The sequence below is a fragment of the Roseococcus sp. YIM B11640 genome (assembly GCF_049727625.1).
In the GTDB taxonomy this organism is placed as follows: Bacteria; Pseudomonadota; Alphaproteobacteria; order Acetobacterales; family Acetobacteraceae; genus Roseococcus.
The window spans coordinates 1-17,340 of record NZ_JBBJOZ010000008.1; the positions used below are offsets into that span (position 1 = coordinate 1).

General features: G+C 68.8%; 12 protein-coding genes. 5 read left to right on the forward strand and 7 right to left on the reverse strand.

Annotated elements, in window-relative coordinates; all coding sequences use genetic code 11:
* Positions 1-180: 180 nt before the first annotated feature.
* The 3 genes from WJM96_RS22300 to WJM96_RS22310 form a co-directional block, all read right to left on the reverse strand.
* Positions 181-2,145: a hypothetical protein gene (locus WJM96_RS22300; RefSeq protein WP_424814770.1), complete on the reverse strand. Its 1,965-nt coding sequence runs from the start codon at positions 2,143-2,145 to the stop codon at positions 181-183.
* 455 nt (positions 2,146-2,600) lie between these two features.
* Positions 2,601-4,475: a hypothetical protein gene (locus tag WJM96_RS22305; RefSeq protein WP_424814771.1), complete on the reverse strand. Its 1,875-nt coding sequence runs from the start codon at positions 4,473-4,475 to the stop codon at positions 2,601-2,603.
* 233 nt (positions 4,476-4,708) lie between these two features.
* Positions 4,709-5,281: a HutD family protein gene (locus tag WJM96_RS22310; RefSeq protein WP_424814772.1), complete on the reverse strand. Its 573-nt coding sequence runs from the start codon at positions 5,279-5,281 to the stop codon at positions 4,709-4,711.
* 339 nt (positions 5,282-5,620) lie between these two features.
* On the opposite strand from WJM96_RS22310, the gene WJM96_RS22315 reads away from it, so the two are divergent.
* The gene (locus WJM96_RS22315) at positions 5,621-6,766 is read left to right on the forward strand and encodes a methyltransferase domain-containing protein (protein ID WP_424814773.1); all 1,146 of its coding nucleotides are present in this window, start codon (positions 5,621-5,623) and stop codon (positions 6,764-6,766) included.
* A 5-nt stretch (positions 6,767-6,771) separates the two neighbouring features.
* Here the strand turns inward: WJM96_RS22315 and WJM96_RS22320 are convergent, their stop codons facing one another.
* Together WJM96_RS22320 and WJM96_RS22325 are read right to left on the reverse strand one after the other, a co-directional pair.
* The gene (locus tag WJM96_RS22320; protein WP_424814774.1) at positions 6,772-7,923 is read right to left on the reverse strand and encodes a hypothetical protein; all 1,152 of its coding nucleotides are present in this window, start codon (positions 7,921-7,923) and stop codon (positions 6,772-6,774) included.
* Positions 7,920-8,729 carry a hypothetical protein gene (locus WJM96_RS22325; RefSeq protein WP_424814775.1) on the reverse strand — a complete coding sequence of 270 codons (810 nt, stop codon included), beginning with the start codon at positions 8,727-8,729 and terminating at the stop codon, positions 7,920-7,922. The genes WJM96_RS22320 and WJM96_RS22325 overlap by 4 nt, the downstream gene beginning before the upstream one ends.
* 265 nt (positions 8,730-8,994) lie before the next feature.
* Here WJM96_RS22325 and WJM96_RS22330 point away from each other — a divergent pair, with 265 nt between their 5' ends.
* From WJM96_RS22330 to WJM96_RS22345, 4 genes are all read left to right on the forward strand, one after another.
* The gene (locus tag WJM96_RS22330) at positions 8,995-10,386 is read left to right on the forward strand and encodes a bifunctional heptose 7-phosphate kinase/heptose 1-phosphate adenyltransferase (protein WP_424814776.1); all 1,392 of its coding nucleotides are present in this window, start codon (positions 8,995-8,997) and stop codon (positions 10,384-10,386) included.
* Positions 10,387-10,470: 84 nt separating this feature from the next.
* A complete protein-coding gene (locus WJM96_RS22335) occupies positions 10,471-11,637 on the forward strand; it encodes an efflux RND transporter periplasmic adaptor subunit (RefSeq protein ID WP_424814777.1) in 1,167 nt (388 codons plus the stop codon).
* 6 nt (positions 11,638-11,643) lie between these two features.
* Positions 11,644-14,799, forward strand: a complete 3,156-nt coding sequence (locus WJM96_RS22340; RefSeq protein WP_424814778.1) for an efflux RND transporter permease subunit — start codon at positions 11,644-11,646, stop codon at positions 14,797-14,799.
* Positions 14,800-14,830: 31 nt separating this feature from the next.
* Positions 14,831-15,286 (forward strand): MORN repeat-containing protein, encoded by a 456-nt coding sequence (locus WJM96_RS22345; protein ID WP_424814779.1) that lies wholly within the window; start codon positions 14,831-14,833, stop codon positions 15,284-15,286.
* Positions 15,287-15,333: 47 nt separating this feature from the next.
* Here WJM96_RS22345 and trmB read toward each other — a convergent pair whose 3' ends face one another.
* Complete coding sequence (gene trmB, locus WJM96_RS22350; protein ID WP_424814780.1) at positions 15,334-16,014, reverse strand: tRNA (guanine(46)-N(7))-methyltransferase TrmB; 681 nt, start codon at positions 16,012-16,014, stop codon at positions 15,334-15,336.
* A 66-nt stretch (positions 16,015-16,080) separates the two neighbouring features.
* Positions 16,081-17,271, reverse strand: a complete 1,191-nt coding sequence (gene metK, locus WJM96_RS22355) for a methionine adenosyltransferase (RefSeq protein WP_424814781.1) — start codon at positions 17,269-17,271, stop codon at positions 16,081-16,083.
* Positions 17,272-17,340: the final 69 nt, after the last annotated feature.

Here is a 17,340-nt window from a genome sequence, read left to right on the forward strand (position 1 = left end):
ACGACAGAACCTCCCGCCCCCCTCAGGAGACGGCGAACCACCGCTGACCCAATAAACCCAAAGCCGCCAGTGATCAGATGCGTCAAGATTTCTTCACCTTCGATCAGGGAACGATGCGACTGGAAGGAAGTCGGCAGGATGGAAAATTTGTCCTACCGATCCGCGAAAGCTGTCAACGAATTATTGCACCTGCGAAGAGCGCGCTTCGTCATCCCGCAAGGTGCCGGTGTTGAGCAGCTCCGTGAGCTGATCGGCCATGGAATCCGCATCCAGGGCGACGTTGAAAAAGCGCTCCCGGTTGCGATTGAACCCTCTCCGCTCTCCGGCCGAGGCGGCGTCGGCGAAGATGAAGTGGGGCGACGGGCCGTAATCCGCGACCGCGCAGGCCGGCGAGCGCGCCGCGATACCCGGCGAAAAGGTAGGTGGCACATAGACCAGCCCGGGTGCCTTCGTGAACCAGCCGATCTTATGCTGCGTCGTGCCGTAGGGCGCGAGATAGACGCTCGTCTCCTGGGCCCAGAGCACGCTTTCCCGCAGCGTGTTTCCGACCATGTTCACCACTTGCTTCGGCCGGCCGCTCGCCACCGCGATGCGGTCGCCCATCGCCTTGAGGGCGGTGATGACGTCGGTCCATTGCGAGGAGATCTGGTCGTGGCCGACCGGGAAGGAAAATCCATCGAGCAGGAAGAGAGCGTTGGGAAAGCGCTCGGCGAGAATCTGGATGATCCGCACGCTGCCGGCTTCCTGCTCGGTCCAGGCCTTGTCCCGCAAGCGGAAGGCAAGCCAGATCACCGGCGCGCCGGCGACGCGTGGCACATCCGCCGGCTCGAGAACCGGTGTGTCCGGATGACGCGCCGGCGCTTTCGGCAGGCTGCGCATGTGATCGATGATCCGCTGCGAAAGCGAGGCCGCCGCGAAGAAGCCGCCGGACTGCATCACCATCGAGTCCAAGCTGAAGGGCGCCGGATCGATGACATTCTGTTTGCGCGTGCGCGTGTAGCCCGCCGCCTTGAGCTCCGGAAAGAGCTCATCGAGCGGACCAAAGAATTCGGTCCCCGAGAAGACGGCGCCGGACAGGCGCGACGTCAACCCGGTGCGGGCCATCCGCTCGATCGCGCTATAGAAATTCCAGATGTGGTGAGCGAAGTTCTCCGTGTTCCCGATCGACAGGATCACGCGGCGCGGGCGGTCGTCCGCCTTCGGCCACACCGTCTCCCCCGCCACCACCCGCTGGCATGCCCGCCGCATGATGACAGCCACGACGTTGGCTAGATCTGCCCCGAGCAGCGAACTTCCCGTGCGCGCGAAGGCCAGGGACAGGTTGAGGGCCGGGATATACAGGCCGAGCGCCCCGCTCCAGGGCTTCCCGCAGATCAGGTAGAAGAGATGCTTCCCGCGATAGCTGTACACGCTGCGTCCGAACGCGACGAAGCTGTCGAACGGGTGGACGATTTCGCCCGTGAAGGGATCCATCATGGGCAGCGTGCCCGTCAGGGCCAGGCGATCCAGAAAGCCGCTCTCCGCTTCCGCCTGGAGATAAGATTCGCGCGCGGGTGGCGCCGTGATCGACGACGCTTCCATCACTTCCTGCCATTCGGGGCTCGCCCGAAGAAAGCCTTCCAGGAAGCTCGACAGCTCGTTGAACTTGATGCCGTCCGCTTCCAGGGCCTGCCGGACCTGGGCGGGCGTGCGGATCAGCGGCATCTGCCGTGGCTCGGGCGTGAGAAAGCGGAAGAAGATCTCGAGCGCCTGCGAGCGGTCGTCGAGGACCAGGGCGGCATCGGCCGGATCGGGCTCCTCCAGCGCGCATAGCGCTTCCCGAACCCGAACGATCTCGGCGAAGGGCGTCTCCATGACCGCCTCGCCCAGGAGCTGGTCGAAACGGGCCCGGACGCTCGCGCCGCCGCGATGCGCCGCCAGCGTGATCAGCAGACTCCTCAGCGGGCGTCCGACCGATTCCTGGAGCTTCTCCAGCCAGGCGAGCGCATCCTCCTGGGAGCTCCGCGCGCGCAGCCAGTCGAAGCCCCGCTCGACCAGGAGTCGGTCCTGGGGCTTGGCGACGATAGCCTGCGCCAGCAGTTGCTCGGTCATCGCGGCGTCGGTCTTCATCGCCGCCTCGGCCGCGGTGCCGATCACGGCGGGCATGCCGGCGAGGGGCGATTCCGCTTCCCTCGCTTGCTGGAAGAGCGTGAGCGCCTCGTCGTTCCGCCCTGCCGAATAGAGCAGCTGCAGATATTCGGGAAAGGCCCAGCCGGGCATTCCCGGATCGGCAAAGCCCTTCGACAGGGAGATCGCGAAGGCGGCGGTCGCCCCGGCGAGATCGCCCTCGTCACGCCGGAGCCGGCCCAGCAGCGCGGCCGCCTCCAGCCGGACATCCGGGTCCGCCAGGGCATCCAGCAGGGCCTGGCGAGAGGCCTCGCGCTGGGTCGCGTCGCCCGCCGCCTGGGCCGCCCGCCGCAGGCGCGCGAGCTTCTGCGCCAGAGACAGGCGAGCGGGCGCGGCCTTTTCATTCTCGACGGTCGTGCTCTCTCCACTCATCGAACGGCGCTCCTTGGTCAGTGGCCAATCGACGCCGGAGGGGCGTCGGCGTCATGCTGTTCCTACCGGTCTTGGTCCAGCATTCCCAGAAGGATCGCCAGAATCTCGTCCGCGTCGAGGTCGATGTTGTCGAGATGCGCGCGGCGGTCGTTCTCTCCCCGCCTTGCGCCCTGGCTCGCGGGCCTTCCGATCATGTAGGTGGGCCGCGCCGAGCCTTCCGCTTCCCACGAGCCGGGCAAGCGGTCGTCCGGCGAGATCGCGCGGCCACGCGGCGCCGAATAGACAAGGCCGGGCGCATCCGTGAACCAGCCGATCTTGTGCTGTGTCGTCCCGACCGGCGAGAGGTAGACGTCGGCGCGTTCCGCCCAGAGCACGCTTTCCCGCAGCGTGTTGCCGACCATGTTCACGACACGCTCCGGCATGCCGCTCGACTGCCGCACCCTCTCGGCCAACTCGCGAAGCGCGTTGATGGCGCCAAGCCACTCCTGGCTGATTTCGTCCCGGCCGACCGGGAAGGAGAAGCCATCGATCAGGAAGAGCGGCCGCGGATAGCGCTCGGCGAAGCCCCGGATCAGGCGCTGGATGCCTTCCTCCTGCCCGACCCAGCTCTTGTCGCCGCTGCGGATGCCGATCCAGACGACAGGGTAGCAGGATTCAAGCGCCGGGTCCGGCCGTTCCGGGCTCACGACGCCCTCGCGCGCCGGCAGCTTCCGCATGGCGGCTCGCAGGCGGGTGCGGAGCGTCTCGGGAATGAAATAGCCGCCCACGGTGAGCAGCATCGTCTCATCCGAGAAAGGGCAGGGGTCGATGATGGGATCGCGCTCGACCTGCGAGACGCGCCCTTCGAATTCGGGAAAGATCTCGTCCAGGGCGCCGAAGAACTCGCTGCCGCCGAAGAGAACCCTCTCCACGTTGCGGTGATGCCCGTCGAGGACGATCCGCTCGAGCCCCGTGTAGAAGTTCCAGACGTGATGCGCGAAGTTCTGCGCCTGCTGGATGCACACGATCAGGCGGCGTGGAGCCGCGGACACCGTCTCGCGGGCCATGGCGGCGTTGTGCCCGGGCACGTTCATGGCGAGGCGGCGAAGCAGCAACACCAGGAAATTCGCCCAGAGCTCCGCGCCGATGAACTTCGAGAGCGCCGCCCTGAAATCGACGATCAGGTTGAACGCCGGCACGAAGAGGCAGAGCGCCTTGGAGCCCGCCCCCGCGCCGATCAGGTAGAAGGGGTGGCGGCCCCGGTACAGGTAGCAGCTCCGACCAAACATCAGGAAGCTGTCGACCGGATGGCAGATCTCGCCGGAGAAGGGGTCGCGAAAGGCGAGCGTTCCCTCACGGACGGCCCGGTCCTGATATCCGCAGAATCCTTCGCGGACGAGCACCGTCCTGCGCGCGCCGTCGCTCGCGAAGCGTGCTTGGTCGAGGACACGCCGCCAGTTGGCGTCCGGCTGGATGAACTCCTTCAGGTCCGCGGACAGGGCCGCGGCGTCGATGCCGATGTCGGCGAGCCGATGTCGTTGATCCGCATCCGGACGGTCGCCGCGGACGACCCATCGCGTGGCGGTGAGGAAGGCGGCGAAGGTAGCCACATCACCCGCCAGCGCCTGTTCCGCATCTGCGGGGTCGATCGCCGTTCCCTCGCCATGGGCCTGCCAGAGATGCCCGATGGCCAAGGCCTCGTCGGAGACCAGCCATGCCGCGGTGGGTGCCTCGAAGCGGCTGAACATCTCCTCGAAGCCCGGCTTGGTCAGCAAGGCGGAAACCAGCGGCGGGATGAGGGTGGGGGCGGCTTCCTGCAGGGAGGTCTGGGCCTCGGCCGTCTCGTGCCGGGGGTCCAGCACGCTCCACTGGCGCCAGATCGCCCGGTCATGGGGGTTCTCGTAGACCGCGTCGCGCCAGGCGGCCTCGATCTCCGCCGGGGTGGCGTCTGGGGGCAAGGATTTGATCTTCTGAAGGAGAGGGCGGTCCTGGGCGTCACCATCGGCTTTTGTGGCGCTGAATTCAGGAAGAACGGCGGTCATTCACTTCCCTTCATGTCTCGCCGCGTCGCGCCGGACCGGAAGAACCTCACCATGAATGAGCATGGATATATTCCTCTTAATTGCGGCGGGCTGAATCGTCCAGCAAAGAGGAGGTTCGAGCGTCCTGCTTTCCGGCTTCGTCAGCCCCGTCACCCGACCCGGGCGGCTACCTCGACCACCAGCGCCATCGCCGCGGCGCCTTGCGCGGCCACGGTGACGTTGTCCGCAGGCAGCATGGTGTCGCCGGCCTCCAGCACATCTTCCCCGATCGCCAGCTGCCCGGCCAGGCAGTGGATGGCCGTCGCCCGCAGGCTCATGCGATGACCAGCCGCAAGGCTCTGGGCCGTGACGCTGCCGCGCCAACCCGCCCGGTCGAGCATGAGGTTGAAGGCCCGCCCGGGAATGCCGTCCATCGTGCAATGGGTGGCTTGGTCGCCCGGGAAGCCGGCCGGCACGAAGGGGCGGCAGCGTAGAGGCCCGCTGCCCTCCAAGGTCAGGGTCGCGCCCTGCCCCTCGATGATGGTGAACACACGGTCGATGCCGGGGTAATGGGAAAAGGCGGCGTCGCCCGAGAGCTCGGCGGTCGCGATCATCCATCCGAAGCCGCAGGCGCCATCGCCGTGCTGGGCGATGTTGTGGCTGATCCCCAGCCCGTTCGCCCAGGGGCGCGGCTGCAGTGTGGCGCCCCGGATGATGGCGGGGGAAGACGCGGTGGCGGTCATGGGCTGCCTGGGTTCCATATGGTATGGGCCTGCGCGCGCTGACGCTGGTTCCGTAGCGTCCCTTGCGAGCATGCGGCCCCATCCTGGTCTGATCATGGAGGTGTTCGTCAAGGAGAGCGCCGTTGCGCAATTCTTCACGATTCATGCGTTTAAAAGCAACGGGATGCGAGTTCGGTGCTCCGGAGTTTGTGGGCTGACACATAGCCCGGCCTGTGGTTGAAGCGCTGCGAGCGACGGCTTGCGGACTGGTGTGGCGGAGTAAGAGGACCAATGGGTCAACTTGAAGCGAATTTTACCTACAGACCCCTGAATGGTCAGTTCACCGTTCCCCGGGCCTCCATGCCGATGACCTTCGACGGCGAGCGCATGACGACGGAGCTGGAAGGCCAGGTCGCTTTCGAGCACTACCATCGCTACTGCCTGGCCCGCGATTTCTGTTCCGGTCTGGACGTGCTCGATGTCGCTTCCGGTGAGGGCTACGGCACGGCGCTGCTGGCCGGCGTCGCGCGAAGCGTGGTGGGCGTGGAGATCAATGCCGACGCCGTCGCCCACGCCCAGCGGTCCTATGCCTCCGGCAACCTTCGCTATCTTCAGGGCGACGCGACGGCGCTGCCGCTGCCGGACGCCTCAGTCGACGTCGTCGTCAGCTTCGAGACGCTGGAGCATCTGCAGGATCAGGAGGCTTTCGTCCGGGAGGTCCGCCGGGTGCTGCGTCCCGGCGGCCTCTTCCTGGTCTCCACGCCCGATCGCCTCGTCTACTCGGCGCCGGGGCTGGCGGCGAATCCTTATCATGTCCTGGAGCTGACCGGGCCCGAGTTCTCGGCCTTCCTGGACCGGCACTTCGCGCATCACACCATCCTCGGCCAGCGTGCCCTCGTCGGCACCGTGATGGCGCCGGTCGAAGCGCCGGCGCGGGACGGCTGGCGCAGCTATGAGCGGCGCGGCCAGGAGATCATCGAAGCGCAACCAGGCCTCTCGCGGGCCTTCTACCTGATCGCGGCGGCGAGCGACGGGCCGCTGCCGCCCCTCGGCTCCAGCATTTACGCGCATGCCGTCCATCCCGATGCGCTGATCGCCGCCGCGAAAGAGTATCCGGTTCAACTGGCCGCGATGCGCGAGGACCGTGACCGGATCGCCACCGCCTATGCCGAGGAACATGGCGCGCTGACCGATATCCGCAGCCAGCTCGCGGCCATTCAGGGCGAACTGTCCTCCACCCAGGCCACGCTCGCCGCCAGCGAGCAGGCGAGGTCCGAGACGGAGGCGGCGCTGATGGCGGCCAGGACCGAGGCGCAGCGCGCGGCCTCCGCGCTGGAAACCATGCGAGCCAGCACGGCCTGGAGAATCACCCGCCCCCTGCGCCGCCTCGCCTCGCGCGCTCCCGGGGCCGCGCGCTTCCTGCGGCAAGCGGCGCAGCTCGCCTGGTGGACCATCACCTTGCAGCTTCCTCACCGCCTGCGTGAGCGCCGCACGATCAAACCTTAGCAGCCCTAGACGATCTTACCCATGAAGCGCGTGATCCCGCGCTGCCAGGCCCAGGCGATGAAGGCCGGCGTGTCCGCGCCGAGCAGCACGACCTGCTCGGGCTTCGCTGGCATCGCCGCATCGAGCCGGGCGCGTAGGGCCGCATCCCCCGAGAGCAAGTCAGGCCGCGCGCGCAGGCGGAGGAGCGCCACGCCGAGGCGCGTGGTGTCCAGGTAGGGCAGCAGCGACGATTCGACCTCGTCCAGGGCCAGCCGCCAGCCACGCTGCCGCGCCAGTCGGCCCACGAGGGTGAAGCCGTCAGGATCGGCGAGCATGTCCTCCGCCGGGATACAGACCACCAGCCGGGCCCGGGCCTGAGGGCCCAGTACCGTATCGAGCCGCAGGAATTCCTCTGAAGTGGCGGCGCCGAGGCTCAAGGGCAGCGATGCGTCGCCAAGCGAGCGTGCCTCGCGCGGATAGGCCAGTTCGGCCAGCATCCGCCGCTCTGCCGCCTGGCGGAAACGCTGCGCCAGGGCGGGCGCGTCATGGAGCGAGCGCCCGGGCAGCAAGGCGGCCGCCAGATCGGCGAGATGGGGGCGAAGTTCCGTCCAGATGGGCTCTGGCTGTGCATCCTGCGTGGCCAGACGCCAGACCGGCCGCCGCCGCAGGTATGAGGCGAGGTTTGCGGTCGCCAGCGCGCGAATTGCCGCATCCAGCTCGGCTCCCGTCGGGGCCGCGAGGGGTTGCCGGCTGGCCGAAGGCGGCGCGCCGCCCAGGCCCAGAGCGGCCTCGATGATATTGAGGAGGCGCGCGGCCTCGGAGGGCAGTCGCAGGATGGGGAGCCAGGTCTCAGGGCCGAGATCCGGCAGGAGCTGGCTGATCCTCCGCCGCGCATCCTCGAGATGCTCACCCGGGGGCGGCGATAGCGCGACCATGTCGCCCCCAGGCAGTTCGAAGACCCGTGCGCGCGTGGGCCGCAGCAAGGGAGTCAGAGCCTCGCGGAGCAGGCGCTGGTGGTGGGGTTCGCGCAGGCGCACGGGCATTTGAGAGAGGCGCACCAACATGGCCCGCCGCTCGATGCCTGAGACGACGCATTCCCGTGTCAGCGCGGCCAGCGCGGCGGCGTCACGGACGGCATCGCCATCGTCGGGCGCGATGTCCAGGACTGTCTGGCTCATGCGGCGACTTCGTAGAGGGCGCCGTTCTCGCGTGCCCAGTCCGGCGCCGGGCCAAGGATGATGAGGCGACTCGGGGGGTGCGGGGGCGCGGAACCATTCCCCGGAATGGCGAGATGCTGCTCGGGCATGGTCAGCCACCCCGTGGCGGTGGCGCCCGCGGCGCTGACACCTACGGCCCATCCACCGGCGCGCAGGCGCGAGACCGTGTTTGCGAAGGCCGAAGGCTCGGCCATGGCGGCGAGGGGCAGGAGCGCGATGGGCGCCATGGCGTCCTCCGCCGAGCGGCCACCGATGCCGAGGCCGCCATAGCCCGCCCGCGGGATGTCCAGGATCAGCCGCAGCCCCGGCCGCAATCTCGGCAGTTCCCGCCTTCCGGCGGGATCGGCCAGGGCCGCGAGCAGACGCCGGCACAGCAACTCGCGCGCCAGGGCCTCCAAAACCGGATCGGACAGGCCGGCAGGTGCCGGGTGCAGCCGCTGCGCGACCGGTGTCGGGTTCGTGCCCCTGGCGAAGAAGGTGAGCTGGGCGAAGCCGGCCAGCGGGGCCTCGGCGCATCGCGCCTCGGCCTCGGCGATGCTGGGCGAGGCGGGCAGGGGACCTTCTGCGGCGCGGCAGCGTGCCTCCAGAGCCTGCCTGCCCGCCGGCAGCGCCCAGCTTTCCAGGGGCACGGAGGTCAGTTCCCCGAGCGCGGCGGCGGCGCGCTCGGCCGTGCCCTTGGCGGAGCCGAGCAGCAGTTCCCCGCCCGGCAGCCCGAGCACGGTCCCGCCCCCCAGCGCCGCGGCCTCCTCGAGGATGAAGCGTGCCATCCGGCGAAGAGCAGCGTTTCCCGTATCGGGATGGAACAAGGCGGCCCCATGGGCCAGGGAAAGCGCCGGACGCCAGTCCGGCCCGGATCGTCCGGGGGACATCATGGAGCCAGGCACCAAGCTCGCCACGTCACGCCGTCTCCCCGCCGCCAGTTGCCGCGGGAATCTATGCCCCGATTCCTTAACGAAACTTTTTCGTATCGCCGAAGCCTATGCCGACACATTTTGTTGCGAGGATGCGGACCGTGCGCTACCCCAATGGTGTATGTCGCTTGCGCCCCCTGCCCCCGCGCCCGTCCGAGACGCCATCAGCCCCGCGCAGTTGAGCGAAGCGGTGCGCAACATGGCGCGCGGCGCCGTCCTGGTCGTAGGCGATGCCATGGTGGACCGCTACGTCCACGGCACCGTCTCGCGAATCAGCCCCGAGGCCCCCGTGCCCATCCTGACGGTGGAGCGAGAGGTCGCGCTGCCCGGCGGCGCGGGCAATGTCGTCCGCAACCTCACCGCGCTGGGCGCGGCCGTCGCCTTCGTCTCGGTCGTCGGCGACGACCAGGCGGGCAGCGACCTCACCGGGCTGATCGGCGGGCAGCCGCGCGTGGAGCCCTGGCTGCTGGTCCAGGGTGGCCGCACCACGACCATGAAGACGCGCTTCGTTGCGGGTGGCCAGCATCTGCTTCGGACCGACCGCGAGCAGGGCGCACCCATCCATACCCGGCTCGCCGACCGCCTGGTGAAGATCGCTTCCGACGCCGTTGCCGCCACCACGACGCTGGTCCTGTCGGACTACCGCAAAGGCGTCCTGGCCGGGGACATCCCGGCGCGGCTCATTGCCGCGGCCAAGGCGGCCGGGCGCCGCGTGGTGGTGGAGCCCAAGGGCGGCGACCACGCCCGCTTCGCCGGCGCCGATCTCATCATTCCCGAGCCGGAGGAACTGGCCGAGGCGACGGGCCTTCCCGTGCATGACGAGGCCAGCGTGGCGGCGGCGGCCAGCGCGCTGCGCCGGGCGCACCGCTTCGGCGCCGTGCTGGTGCCGCGCGCCCCGGATGGCCTGACCTTCCTGGAGGTCGAGGCCGATGGCAGCGAGACGGTGCGCCATTTCCGCGCCGAGGCCTCCGAGGTGCACGATCCGGCCGGCGGCGCGGATGCCGTCGTGGCCGTGGTCGCGGCCGGCATGGCCACGGGGCTTTCGCTGCCCGCCGTGGCGCGCCTCGCGGCGCTCGCGCTCGGCATCGTCAGCCGCAAGTCCGGCATCGCGCCCGTGCGGGCGGAGGACTTGCTGGAGGGCCTGACGCCGGGCCGCGGCTCGGCTCGCAAGCTCGTCTCCCTGCCGCTCGCCGCCGAGGTGATCGAGCGCTGGCGGCACCGGGGCTGGCGGATCGGCCTGTTGCAGGTCAACGGGGTGTCCTGCCCCGAGGAAGTGACGGAGCAGGCGCGCCGCTGGTGCGACCGCCTCCTGGTCGGCGTCTCCGACGAGGGAGCCGCGGCCGAGGAATTGGCCGAGCGGCCCGAGGTCGACCTCGTGGCCATCGGGGCGGACCAGGGCGACGAGGAGTTGCTGCGCCTGTTGCGGCCGGACGTGCTGGTGGCGGAGGCAGCCGACGACGCACTTGCCGCCGTCCTGCGCGAATGGGGCGGGGAGATCCGCGCCGCCGTTTGAAGCGTGCTGCGCTGCAACATGGGTCTTGACCGCGCGCCGTGGCCGGGCCTGATTGGCGTGGGTGGAATCGAGGTCAAACGCGACATGCGAATTCGGGTTGCCGTAGTTCTTCTTGGCCTCGCCGGCCTGGCCCCGCCTGCCCATGCCCAGATGGGCGGGGGCGGTCCGCCTGCCGTCAGCTTCGTCGAGGCCCGCCGCCAGCCGGTGACCGAGAGCACGGAATTCATCGGCCGCATCGAGGCGATCGGCCGTGTGGACATCCGCGCCCGCATCACCGGCTTCCTCGAGGAGCGCTTGTTCGAGGAAGGCAGCGAGGTCGAGGAAGGCAAGCTGCTCTACCGCATCGAGCGAGCCCCCTATGAGGCGCAGCTCGACCAGGCGCGCGCCAATGTCGCCTCCGCCGAGGCCACCCTGGCCAATGCCCGCACTGCGCTGGCCCGCGCCCGCGAGCTTCGTGTGACGGGCGCTGGAACGCAGGTCGCGCTGGACAACGCGGTCGCGCAGGAGCGTACCGGCCAGGCCGCGCTGCTGGGCGCGCAGGCCGCCGTGCGGGTCGCCGAGATCAACCTCGCCTATACCGAGATCTCGGCGCCGCTCGCGGGCGCGATCGGTCGTAGCACCTATACGCCGGGCAACGTCGTCTCACCCTCCAGCGAGGCGCTGGCCACGATCGTGAGCCAGGATCCGATGCGCGTCGCCTTCACCGTCCCGAGTCGCGCCGCCGGCGAACTTCGCGCGCGCTACGAGGCGAGGGGCGGCCGCAACGCGGTCGTGATCCGCATCCGCCGGGCCGACGGCACGCTCTATGCCCAGCAGGGCACGGTGACCTTCATCGACACCCAGGTCAGCCGGGACACCGACACGCTGCTGTTGCGCGCGAACATGCCCAACCCCGTCGTTTCCGGCGCCTATCAGGGCCTGACCGGCGCCCGGGAGCTGGTGGATGGCCAGTTCGTCACCGTCCTGGTGGAAGGGGCGGAGCCCGTGCAGTCGATCGTCATTCCCCGGTCGGCCGTCGCTCAGGACCAGCAGGGCTTCTTCGTCTACGTCATCGACGCCGAGAACAAGGCGCAGCGCCGCAATATCCGCATGGGCACCAGCACGGCGGACAGCGCGACGATCGAAAGCGGCGTGAACGAGGGCGACCGCGTGGTGACGGAGGGCATCCAGCGCATCCGTCCCGGCCAGGTCGTGAACCCCGCGCCGGCCGGGCAGAGACCTGGACAGCCCCCCGCCGGCCGGCCGGGCTGATCCTCCATGCTCTCCGCCATCTTCGTCCACCGGCCGCGCTTCGCGATCGTCATCTCGATCGTGATGACGCTGGCGGGTGCGCTCTCTCTGTTCTCCATTCCCGTCGCGCAGTTCCCGGACATCGTGCCGCCGGTGGTGCAGGTGACGGCCCGCTATCCCGGCGCCTCGGCCGCGGTGGTGGAGTCGACGGTAGCCCAGCCCATCGAAAGCGCCGTGAACGGTGCCGACCGCATGATCTACATGCGGTCCAACAGCGCGAATGACGGCACGTATTCGCTGGCCGTGACCTTCCAGCTCGGCACCAATCCCGACATCAACACCGTCAACGTGAACAACCGCGTCCAGGGCATCATGGCCCGACTGCCGCAGGAGGTGCAGCGCAGCGGCGTCACCGTCCGCAAGCAGTCCTCGGCGGTGCTGCAGTTCCTGGCGGTGAAGTCGGATTCGGGCGAGCAGGATCCGCTGTTCCTCTCGAACTACGTCACCATCAACATGCTGGACACGCTGCGCCGACTGCCCGGCGTGGGCGACGTGCAGATGTTCGGCGCGCTCGACTACTCCATGCGCGTCTGGTTCCAGGTGGACCGGCTGAACAACCTCAACGTCTCGACCACTGAGATCATCGCGGCGATCCAGGCGCAGAACATCCAGGCGGCGGTGGGCCGCATCGGCGCCCGGCCGATCGGCGACGACCAGCAGTTCCAGTTCAACATCCAGACCCAGGGCCGCCTCATCACGCCCGAGGAATTCGGCGCCATCGTCATTCGCGCCAACCCCGACGGCTCGACGCTGCGGGTGCGCGACGTCGCGACGGTGGAGCTGGGCGCCGCCAGCATGGATGTGGAGGCGCGGCTGAACAGCACGCCGGCCGTGACCATGGGCGTCTATCTCTCGCCGGGCGCGAATGCGGTGCAGGTGGCCGAATCCGTGCGCCAGACCATGAACCGCATGGCCCAGCGCTTCCCGGCCGGCATGTCCTACCTGGTGATGTACGACACCTCGACCTTCGTGCTCGACACGATGCACGAGGTCATCAAGACGCTGATCGAGGCGTTCCTCCTCGTCGTCATCGTCGTCTATCTCTTCCTCGGCTCCCTCCGGGCCACGGTCATTCCCGTGGTGGCGGTGCCCGTCAGCCTCATCGGCACCTTCGCGGTGCTCTACATGATCGGCTACACGGCCAATACGATCTCGCTTCTGGCCCTCGTGCTCGCCATCGGCATCGTGGTGGACGACGCCATCGTCGTCGTCGAGAATGTCGAGCGCGTGCTGGAGGAGCATCCGGAGCTCTCGCCTGCCGATGCCACCATCAAGGCCATGGGCGAGATCACGGGCCCCATCATCGCGATCACGCTCGTGCTGCTTTCGGTCTTCGTGCCCATCGGCCTGATCTCGGGCGTCTCGGGCCAGTTGTTCAAGCAGTTCGCGGTCACCATCAGCGTCGCGATGATCATCTCCGCGATCAACGCGCTGACGCTCTCGCCCGCGCTTTGCGCCGTGTTCCTGCGCCATGGCGGGCCCAAGCGCGGACCGATCAAGTATGTGCTGCGCGCCATCGACAAGGTGCGCGACGGCTATGCCTGGATTGTCGGCAAGATCGTCCGCGTCGCCCTGCTCTCCATCGTGCTGACGATCGGCATCGGCTTCGCCATCGGCTGGATCGGCGGGCGGACGCCGCAAGGCTTCCTGCCGTCCGAGGACCAGGGCGCCTTCTTCGTCCAGCTGCAGCTTCCGCAGGGCTCCTCGGTCGCGCGCACGCGCGAGGCGACGGTGCTGGTCGAGAACATGCTGCGGGAGAACCGCGCGATCGAGAACATCCTGGCGATCGTCGGCTTCTCGCTGATCGATGGCGGCGCGCAGTCCAACTCCGCCTTCATTGTGGCCCGTATGCGGCCCTTCGAGGATCGCAAGGCCGCACAGGATTCCGTCTTCGCCGGCATCGGCCGTGTCTTCGCGGGCGCGCAGGCCATCCGGGTCGCGAATGTCTTCGCCTTCAACATCCCGCCCATCATCGGCCTGGGTACCGGTGGCGGCTTCGAATACCAGCTGCAGGATTTCGAAGGGCGCGATCCGGTGGAGCTTGGCGGCGTCATGCTCGGCATGATGAGCGCGGCCAACCAGGATCCGCGGCTCATGGCCGTCTTCTCGACCTTCTCGCCGACCACGCCGTCGCTCTATCTCGACGTGGACCGCGACAAGGCGCAGGCGCTGGGCGTGCAGATCAGCAACATCTTCACGACGCTGCAGGCCTCTCTCGGCGGCTTCTACGTGAACGACTTCAACCTGTTCGGCCGCACCTGGCAGGTGAACATTCAGGCTGTGGCCACCGACCGCGACGACATCCCGGACATCTGGCGCCTCCAGGTCCGCAACTCGCGCGGGCAGATGGTGCCGCTGCGGGCCTTCGCCGACGTTCGCATCGTGCTCGGGCCGCAGACCATCCAGCGCTACAACAACACGCGAAGCCTCACGCTGAACGGCCAGGGACGGCCGGGCGTCTCCTCGGGTGCGGCGCTCGCCGCGATGGAGGAGATATCGGCCCGCGTGCTGCCGGCGGGCTACAGCTTCGAATGGACGGGCACCGCCTTCCAGGAGAAGCAGGCCGCGGGCCAGACGGGAATGCTGATCGCGCTGGCGCTGCTCTTCGCCTATCTCTTCCTCGTCGCGCTGTACGAGAGCTGGACCATCCCGGTACCGGTGCTCATGTCGGTGGCGGTGGGCGCCCTCGGCTCCTTCGTGGGTCTCTGGATCGCGTCGAAGCCGCTCGACGTCTATGCCCAGATCGGTCTCGTGGTGCTGATCGCGCTGGCGGCGAAGAACGGCATCCTCATCATCGAGTTCGCGAAGGAGCGGCGTGAGGAAGGCCACCCGGTGAGGGAGGCCGCGGTACTCGGCTCCCGCATGCGGTTCCGCGCGGTGATGATGACGAGCTTCGCCTTCATCCTGGGCCTGGTGCCGCTGATCACCGCGACCGGCGCGGCCTCGCTGTCGCGCCAGGCGGTGGGCCTGCCGGTCTTCGGTGGCATGCTGGCTGCCTCGGTCCTGGGCATCTTCATGATCCCGATGCTCTACGTGGTGTTCCAGTCGACCCGCGAGTGGCTGAAGGCCAGGCTGGGAATGGGCCCGAAGGACAAGATCGAGGGCGAAGCCAAGGCGCACTGAACCGCCGGGCAGGGGGGAAGACATGCGTGGCTTGGCGCTTCTGCTTCTCATCCTGGCCTCGGCGGCCTCGCCGGTCTCCGCGCAGGGCCCGCGGGGACGTGCCGGAACGGAGGTCGCGTCGGATCGCTACGAAGGGCCGCGCCGCCATGGCCGGCCGCATGGGCGCGGCGTGCTGACCATGGCCAATGGCGACCGCTACGAGGGCGAGTTCCGCAACGGCGTGATGCAGGGCCGCGGCACCTACAGTTGGGCCAATGGCGACCGCTATGTGGGCGATTTCGTGGACGGCAGGCAGCAAGGCCACGGCGTCATGACCTTCGGCAACGGCAACCGCTACGACGGCCATTGGCAGGCCGACCGCGCGCAGGGCTATGGCGAATATTTCAGCCGGGAGGCCGGCTGGTATCGCGGCAATTGGCGCGACGGCTGCTACCGCGAGCCGCCGCGCGTCGCGGCCGTAGGACGTTCGCTCTGGGAATGCGAGTAGCGTCTGATCCGCGAGGCGCAGCCGAGCGGTAATCAGCCGCCCGGCACTCAGGCCCGCGTCCAGACCCAGTAGAGCGGCTTGCGCCCTGCTGCGAGCGCCTTCGCCTCGTAGCGCGTGGGCGGCCAGCCCTCGGGCCGTTCCTCGGCGGGCGGCCCCCCGGCGAAGAGGGCGCTGGGGCGCAGAACCTCCTCCACCCATGCCTGGTAGGTCGGGTCGTCCGAGGCGATGCGCCACTGCGCGCCGGGCTTCAGGGCGCGCGCCACGATGGGCAGCATCTCCGGATGCACGAAGCGGCGCTTGGCGTGGCGCGCCTTCGGCCAGGGGTCGGGGAACATGAGGTAGAGCCGGTCGAGGCTCCCCTCCGCCAGGGCCAGCAGCAACTCCCTCGCATCGGCGGGCCAGAGGCGCAGGCGGGCGGGCGGCTCGAAGCTCGCCTCCTGCCCCTCGGGCACGATCTCCGTCAGCAGGGAGCAGAGGCCGTGCTCGTAGACCTCGCTCGCGATGATGGCGACGTCGGGGTTGGAGCGCAGCAGGCCCAGCGTGTGCTCTCCGCCGCCGAAGCCGACCTCCAGCCACAGCGCCGTCGCGCCGGCCGCGAAGCCGGTACCCGTGAAGCGGATGCGCGGCACGGCGTCCGAAAGCAGGCGCTCCTGCCGCGGCCGCAGCTTGTGCCCGCGCCGCCGCCCGTAGAGTCGGTGGGGAACGCCTTCCGGCCATTCCTCGGTCATGGTGGTCCTCGAACGAAAAAGGGCGGCACCCCGAAGGATGCCGCCCCGGTATCTAGCCTTGAAGTCTTACCGGCCGAAGGCGCGCTTCAGCTCGGGGGCGAGGAAATCCGTGCGCTCCCAGGTGAAGGTGCCCTTCTCGTCATCCGGCGTCCGGCCGAAATGGCCGTAGCTGGAGGTCGGGACGTAGATCGGCCGGTTGAGGTGCAGGTGCTCGCGGATGCCGCGCGGGGAGAGGTTCACCATCTCCTGCACGACCTTGGCGAGCTTCACCTCGTCGATGTCCTTGCCCGTGCCGTGGAGGTCGAAATAGACCGACAGCGGCTTGGCGACGCCGATCGCGTAGCTGACCTGGATGGTGCATTTGTCGGCGAGGCCGGCGGCCACGACGTTCTTGGCGACGTAGCGCGCGGCATAGGCGGCCGAGCGGTCGACCTTCGTCGGATCCTTGCCGGAGAACGCGCCGCCGCCATGCGGGGCCGCGCCGCCATAGGTGTCCACGATGATCTTACGGCCCGTGAGGCCGCAGTCGCCGTCGGGACCGCCGATCACGAAGGTGCCGGTGGGGTTCACATAGAGCTCGGCATCGGGGCACATCCAGCCCTTGGGCAGGCTCGTCTCGATGATGGGCTTCACCATCGCCTTGATCTGGGCCTGGTCCATGCCGTCCTCGTGCTGCGTCGAGAGCACGATGGAGGTGGCGCCGACCGGCTTGCCATCCACATACTTCAGCGTGACCTGGCTCTTCGCGTCGGGCAGCAGGCCCTTCACGGCCACGTCGCCATTGCGGCGCATCTCGCTGATGCGGCGCAGGATCAGGTGCGCGTAGTAGAGCGGCGCGGGCATGAGGTCCGGCGTCTCGGTGCAGGCGTAGCCGAACATGATGCCCTGGTCGCCGGCGCCTTCGTCCTTGTTGCCGGCCGCGTCCACGCCCTGGGCGATGTGCTCGGACTGGGCGTGCAGGTGGCACTCGACATGGGCGTTGGCCCAATGGAAGCCTTCCTGCTCGTAACCGATGTCGCGCACGGCCATGCGGGCCTCGTGCATCAGCAGCTCGGGCGTGATGGAGCCGGGGCCGCGCGTCTCGCCGGCGATGACGATGCGGTTGGTCGTCACCAGTGTCTCGCACGCCACGCGGGCGTAGGGGTCCTGGCTCAGGAAGGTATCGAGGACGGTATCGCTGATGCGATCCGCAACCTTGTCGGGATGGCCTTCGGAGACGCTCTCCGAGGTGAACAGATACTCGCCCGTATCGCGCATGGCTTGGTTCGGCCTCTTGTCGCTAGGATCGGTCCGGCACACCCCGGAAGGCTGGCCCGGCGGTTCCGG

Coding starts and splice junctions, on each gene's coding strand:
- WJM96_RS22300 (WP_424814770.1), bottom strand. CDS start 2,145: ATGCCCGCCGTGATCGGCACCGCGGCCGAGGCGGCGATGAAGACCGAC.
- WJM96_RS22310 (WP_424814772.1), bottom strand. CDS start 5,281: ATGACCGCCACCGCGTCTTCCCCCGCCATCATCCGGGGCGCCACACTG.
- WJM96_RS22315 (WP_424814773.1), top strand. CDS start 5,621: ATGCCGATGACCTTCGACGGCGAGCGCATGACGACGGAGCTGGAAGGC.
- WJM96_RS22320 (WP_424814774.1), bottom strand. CDS start 7,923: ATGAGCCAGACAGTCCTGGACATCGCGCCCGACGATGGCGATGCCGTC.
- WJM96_RS22325 (WP_424814775.1), bottom strand. CDS start 8,729: ATGGCACGCTTCATCCTCGAGGAGGCCGCGGCGCTGGGGGGCGGGACC.
- WJM96_RS22330 (WP_424814776.1), top strand. CDS start 8,995: ATGTCGCTTGCGCCCCCTGCCCCCGCGCCCGTCCGAGACGCCATCAGC.
- WJM96_RS22335 (WP_424814777.1), top strand. CDS start 10,471: ATGCGAATTCGGGTTGCCGTAGTTCTTCTTGGCCTCGCCGGCCTGGCC.
- WJM96_RS22340 (WP_424814778.1), top strand. CDS start 11,644: ATGCTCTCCGCCATCTTCGTCCACCGGCCGCGCTTCGCGATCGTCATC.
- trmB (WP_424814780.1), bottom strand. CDS start 16,014: ATGACCGAGGAATGGCCGGAAGGCGTTCCCCACCGACTCTACGGGCGG.
- metK (WP_424814781.1), bottom strand. CDS start 17,271: ATGCGCGATACGGGCGAGTATCTGTTCACCTCGGAGAGCGTCTCCGAA.